Here is a 5,336-nt window from a genome sequence, read left to right on the forward strand (position 1 = left end):
GATGAGGCGCTCGTCAGCGGATTACATCGGGGCCAGTGGGCAAACGGGGCAACTCAGCACCCACACAACAGGCCGGATACAAGGCAGCAGCCGACTTCTTCACGACACGACGCGGGTAACTACCTATCGCCGGGAGGCATCCATACAAGCTCGCCATGACTGAAATCAAACCCCCGACCGCCATACCGCCCGCCGAAGATCATGAAGCAAGGCTTGGCGACCGAGGAGCGGCCTCCGGTCGAAACATTGAGCAGAGCCGCGCCATCGGGCAGGACCCGCCGAGTGAGGGGAGCCGAATGGGACGCGAGGCGAACAAGAAGTCCGGCTTCCCGGGAACGCCGGACATCGGAACCGATGCGGCACAAACCGAGGAAGCCGCGGGGGACGACACCGCCAGGCAATGACGTTGGGCGGCCGGGGGCGGCTGGGGCCCCTGTAGCTCCCGGCGCGTCGCACCCGGTGCGCGGCATGTCCCTGGTCGAATCGCCCGAAGGCCGGCCTCAGCGTCTACTTCTGAGGCTTGCCAAGGTGCCGGCGCACCGCCTCGGCACTGACGCCAACGGCGGCCACGGCTTCGCGCAGCTTCTCCTCCGACACGCCGAGCGCATGTGTCCAGTAGCGGACGTCGTGGACCTCGTTGATGTTGACGCGGGCGCGCTCCTGTGCGCCTCGGTTGGTCGTGTCGTCTGGCATCGTTGGCCTCCTTTGGCGCCTCGACGGATGCTGTTCGTGACCCCAACCAGCGTGGCGGACGCCGGCTCTGGCGGATGCAGGACAGCGGCGCCTGTGACGGCTCCGAGACGGCTGGGTTAAAATGACGTGAACTATTCAATGGTCGATTCAATGAACGCCGCATCACGATCTTCCGGGCCCGGCGAACCTGACCGCGTCACCCTCCTTCGTCATGCGCTGGCGCAGGGGCCTCTCCCCGTCGACGATCTACTTGCGCGCTTGCAGGTAAGTCAAGCGACTTTCTCGCGAACTATTCAAATCTTCGGCGGCGAGGCCATCCGTTTCCGCGAGCCCGGGGTCCGAACGCCCCGCTACGCGTTGGTCAGGAGCGAACCTGTTCCGTCGCCTCAGCCCATCTTTCGGGTGGGCGAGGACGGCCGCGTCACGGAGGTCGGCGCCGTCAGCTTCATCCGCGGAGGTGGGACCTGGGTTGACCTGGGCGGGCCGGCCAGCCGCTTTCACGAAGGACTGCCCCCTGCGATGGCATTCGCAGCGCCGTCGGGCTACCTGGGAGCGCGGATCGCAAAGGTCGTGGCCACCGAGATCGGCGTGCCGTCGTCCCTTCGCGATTGGTCTGGCGATCACCGGGTGAAGTTTTTGTGTTCGGTTGGTTCAGACGTGGCGGGCTCGCTGATGTGGGGGGCCGATTCCTTCGCGGCGCACATGGCCTCCCGGCAAATCGCGCCCATCGCCACCGCCGACGTTCCCCGCGCCTATCTCGATCTCGCAAATGCGACCACCCAGACCGCCGCGGGCAGCAGCGCCGGCGGCGAGCAGCCGAAGTTCACGTGCGAGACCGAAGCCCGTGGGCACCTGATCGTGAAATTCGCGCGTGCCGGGAGCAGATCGTCCGAGATGCTCGTCCTAGAGGAACTGGCGCTGCGAGCGCTGGACGAAGCCGGCATTCAGTCCGCGCCGACGCGGTATGTCGAGCTGAACGGCTACGGCTTCCTTGAGGTCGAGCGCTTTGATCGCATCGGGCGCTTCGGGCGCCGGGGAATGATTTCGGCAGGCGCGATCGACGATGAGCTGTTCGGCCAGCGAGACAACTGGCCTGCGTTCGCGCAGCGCTGCGAACAGGCGGGCATGCTCGGGCCCGGCTCCGTGCGGCAAGTCCTCGTCCTGACGGCCTTCTCGGAGCTGATCGGGAACGGGGACCGCCACTTTGAGAATCTCTCTCTGATGACCGACGAAGTCGGGCGTCCCCTCGAGGTGTCTCCGGCCTATGACATCCTCCCGATGATGTATGCGCCCGTCGGCGGGGGCATCGAGCCGGCGCTGAGGCTTGTCGCTCCGTCGTTTCAGTCGTTGGGAGCCAAGCCGGACGTATGGGAGCAGGCTTTTCAAGCAGCGCAGGCCTTCTGGACCACGGCCGCAGCGGACCGGCGGCTTTCCGAGCCGATGCGCGAGATCAGCGCCAGCAACGCCCAGCACATCCTCGAGGTCGTGTCGCCACTGCTTCCCCCACGAGAGGACGAGGACCGGACTTCCAGCGGTGTCGCTCGACCGCGCTGAGGATCGACACGCGGCAGCCCGCCGGGCAACCCGGACCGCCTGAGCGCGCGGGGTTGATCGACCCGTTGCGTGGACGTTGTCCTTCGCCTACACGCTGGTCACTGGCCGTACATTTTGCGGATGGCAACCGCTCCTCCGCTGGCAAAGTACAAGGCAAAGCGCAACTTCGCGATCACTCCCGAGCCGGCCGGGGGCGGTGAATCAGCGGCAGCTGGTCTGCAGTTCGTGATCCAGAAGCACTGGGCGAGCAGGCTGCACTACGACTTTCGCCTCGAGTTCGACGGCGTGATGCTCAGCTGGGCCGTTCCAAAGGGCCCGAGCTACGACACCGCCGACAAGCGCATGGCGGTGCACGTCGAGGACCACCCGATCAGCTACAACGCCTTTGAGGGCACGATTCCCCCGAAGCAGTACGGGGCCGGCAAGGTCGTGATCTGGGACAAGGGCATCTGGGTGCCTGTCGGCGATCTGCGCAAGGGTCTCAAGGACGGCGACCTCAAGTTCGAGCTCTATGGCCACAAGCTGCGGGGCAAATAGGTGCCCGCAGGCTCAGCCGCCATGCGGTCTCATCAAGAAGCCGCAGCCCGATCACCGTTGCCGGACTCTTCATGCGCGAAGAGTGGGTCCGAGACGGCATCCTGATGCGCGGGTTCGAGATCAGGAGTGCCACGAGAACATCCGCCAAGCTTGGTGGTGCGTGCCCGGCGCTCTGCATGACCTGACGGCTGCGCAATAGCGCGGCTTGTCAGGCTTGCGCTATTCCCGCGGTACCGCGTTGTCGACGCACCTAGGCAATTTCAGGTTACGCGGCCGAAGGGAAACCTCAATGGACCATATCGAATGTTTAAGCGTTCGGCCCTGCTTCGCGACCCAGCCGCTCGACCTCGCACACCGGCAGGCCGTCATAAAAGAAGTACCAAATCAAAGGCCGCGGCGACGTTGGGCTCAAAGGTTGACACGAGTAACGATTCTTGGATCCATCGCTCAAGTTGGGTACCTCAACCGAAGCCTGGTCAGGCGGCAGTTCCAGCCTCTTTCCGTGGTCTGGACCGCCTAGCAATATCACGTGCATTTCAACTCTCCTTGATCGCTCATACCAGCTCGCTCGCGGTATTGACGCACACACGGTTGCGCCCACCTGCCTTGGCCGTATACAAGGCCTTGTCAGCCGCCTGAATGAGTTCTGCCGGCTCATCCGAGCCGCGGATCGGGATGAGCGCCTCGACGCCGGCACTCAAAGTGACAAAGCCGCCCGCGTTCCCGATATGCGCGATTCCTAAACTTCGAATTGCATTGCGAATCTTTTCCGCGACGACAACAGCGCCAGCCACATCCGTATCCGGCAACAACACCACCAATTCCTCACCCCCATAGCGCGCCGCAAGATCCCCGGGGCGACGCGGGGTCAACTCCGCGATCGTGCGACTGATCGTCCGTAGACACTCGTCGCCGGCAGCATGACCGTAAATATCGTTGTATTGCTTAAAGCAGTCCACGTCCATCAAGATCAGGGCCAGGGTACTCGCATTGCGCATGGCCCGACTGAATTCGTCGCCAAGCGTGGCGTCGAATTGCCGACGGTTCGCCAACCCGGTGAGCCCATCTTGCATGGCGAGCGTCTGTAATGTCTTGTTTAGGCTCTCCAGCGCATCCCGCGCACGTACCACCTCCGCCTCAGCTTTCGTTCGAAGGTCGATCTGCTTGCTCAGCCGCGCTCCAACGAGGGCAATCACCACCACAAAACAGATAACGCCACCCGAATGCCACAACATACCCTGCAACCAGGCGGCCAGGATTTCATCCTTGGACAAGGCAGCGGCCACGAACAAGGGATAGTGCGGAAGCTGTCGAAAGCTGTTCAATCGCGTGACGCCATCCTGCGCTGACGTGATGTAAGCCGTGCCGACTGGCCCTTCCGATGAGTAAGCACGGAAAAGCTGGGTAGTCAGCATATTCTTACCGACAGTGCTTGGATAGTTTGGGCGACGGGCCATCATGGTCCCGCTGTCCGAAACCAGGGCGACAGCACCTGCTTCTCCGATGTCCAGACTATCGTAGAACGTCATCAAGAAATCGATCTCAATCGTTGCCAAGGCAACGCCCGCAAAACTTCCGTCCGCATGATTGATGCGCCGTGAAACCGGGATGATCCATTTTCCACTCGATCGACTAATTACTGGAGTGCCGACGTGTGGCCCCCGGTCTGCATGGGTACGGTGGAAAACGAAATATTCCCGATCTCCGTTATTTAGATTCCTTGTCAACTCTCTCTTTGAATTCGCAATCCAATCGCCATCTTCGTTGTAGATAAATAGACCGTTGAGTTGCGGCAGTTCATTCGCCTGAATTTCCAAGAATCCTTGCAAGCGCTCTATGGCGACCGCGCCAATTCCATCATTTTCCGTACGTTCTACGATGCCGAGCAACGCCGTATCGGCTTCCTTGATCGTATGGTCGGCGTGTTCAGCCATCGCGCGCGCGAGGTTTGACGCGGCAGAGCCCATTACCTGCAGTTGAACGGACCGTGCTCTCCAGCTGCTCCAGCCATCAATAAGAATGAGACAGCAGCAGACGATCGCCACAAAAGCGATAGTTCGAAAAGTGATGGACGGGCGTTTGAACACTAAATGATTACTGCAAGAATATATATGTGGTGTCTGGAGTTTTGCTGACTCCAGCACATTGACATACATCACTGATAATTGATAGGAACCTTTTCCGGTTCCAACGGAATTTTGTTATATCGGGTCCATGCAAATTGACGCGGTGGCCTTCACCGGGCGTCCGCTGGAAGCTCGGAGTCATCGAGGAGCTTCCTGTGAAACGGGCTCCAGGCTTGGTGGTACGTGCTTGGCCGTCTGGATGATCTGACCACCGCCGTAGCAACTCATGCGCTGCTCGTCCGGGTGCAGCGCGAAGATGGTATGGATGCCTCGCTCTCTAGTGTAGTGTTGCATTCTTGAGGGAACTTAAATGATTGCCTCGCTTCCAATGCTCTACTACGGGCGGAAACGGGGTTTGATCGTGCGAGTTGCCATCGAGATTGTGCTGACGGACGGGGAACGGGCAGAGCTGACCGGACTCGTGCG

4 protein-coding genes and 1 pseudogene are annotated in these 5,336 nt (G+C 61.3%); 3 read left to right on the top strand and 2 right to left on the bottom strand.

Translation table 11 applies throughout. The features are described from left to right. The first annotated feature begins 155 nt into the window (after window positions 1-155). On the top strand, window positions 156-404 hold the full coding sequence (locus tag AC1DNF_RS35160; protein WP_478153504.1) for a hypothetical protein: 249 nt from the start codon (window positions 156-158) through the stop codon (window positions 402-404). A 103-nt stretch (window positions 405-507) separates the two neighbouring features. Here AC1DNF_RS35160 and AC1DNF_RS35165 read toward each other — a convergent pair whose 3' ends face one another. Continuing rightward, window positions 508-693 (bottom strand): DUF3606 domain-containing protein, encoded by a 186-nt coding sequence (locus AC1DNF_RS35165; RefSeq protein WP_478153505.1) that lies wholly within the window; start codon window positions 691-693, stop codon window positions 508-510. 150 nt (window positions 694-843) lie between these two features. Here AC1DNF_RS35165 and AC1DNF_RS35170 point away from each other — a divergent pair, with 150 nt between their 5' ends. Next, window positions 844-2,247 (top strand): HipA domain-containing protein, encoded by a 1,404-nt coding sequence (locus tag AC1DNF_RS35170; RefSeq protein WP_478153507.1) that lies wholly within the window; start codon window positions 844-846, stop codon window positions 2,245-2,247. A gap of 120 nt (window positions 2,248-2,367) precedes the next feature. Then, a pseudogene (locus tag AC1DNF_RS35175) lies at window positions 2,368-2,781 on the top strand (DNA polymerase ligase N-terminal domain-containing protein); the annotation flags it as partial. A 557-nt stretch (window positions 2,782-3,338) separates the two neighbouring features. Here the strand turns inward: AC1DNF_RS35175 and AC1DNF_RS35180 are convergent. Next, window positions 3,339-4,940: a sensor domain-containing diguanylate cyclase gene (locus AC1DNF_RS35180; protein ID WP_478153509.1), complete on the bottom strand. Its 1,602-nt coding sequence runs from the start codon at window positions 4,938-4,940 to the stop codon at window positions 3,339-3,341. Between the last annotated feature and the right edge of the window lie 396 nt (window positions 4,941-5,336).

This window comes from Variovorax sp. 01T432, from assembly GCF_056398605.1.

What these genes read in the sequence shown, in the direction of transcription:
- AC1DNF_RS35160 (WP_478153504.1), top strand. Translation starts at nt 156, where the DNA reads ATGACTGAAATCAAACCCCCGACCGCCATACCGCCCGCCGAAGATCAT.
- AC1DNF_RS35165 (WP_478153505.1), bottom strand. Translation starts at nt 693, where the DNA reads ATGCCAGACGACACGACCAACCGAGGCGCACAGGAGCGCGCCCGCGTC.
- AC1DNF_RS35170 (WP_478153507.1), top strand. Translation starts at nt 844, where the DNA reads ATGAACGCCGCATCACGATCTTCCGGGCCCGGCGAACCTGACCGCGTC.
- AC1DNF_RS35180 (WP_478153509.1), bottom strand. Translation starts at nt 4,940, where the DNA reads ATGTATGTCAATGTGCTGGAGTCAGCAAAACTCCAGACACCACATATA.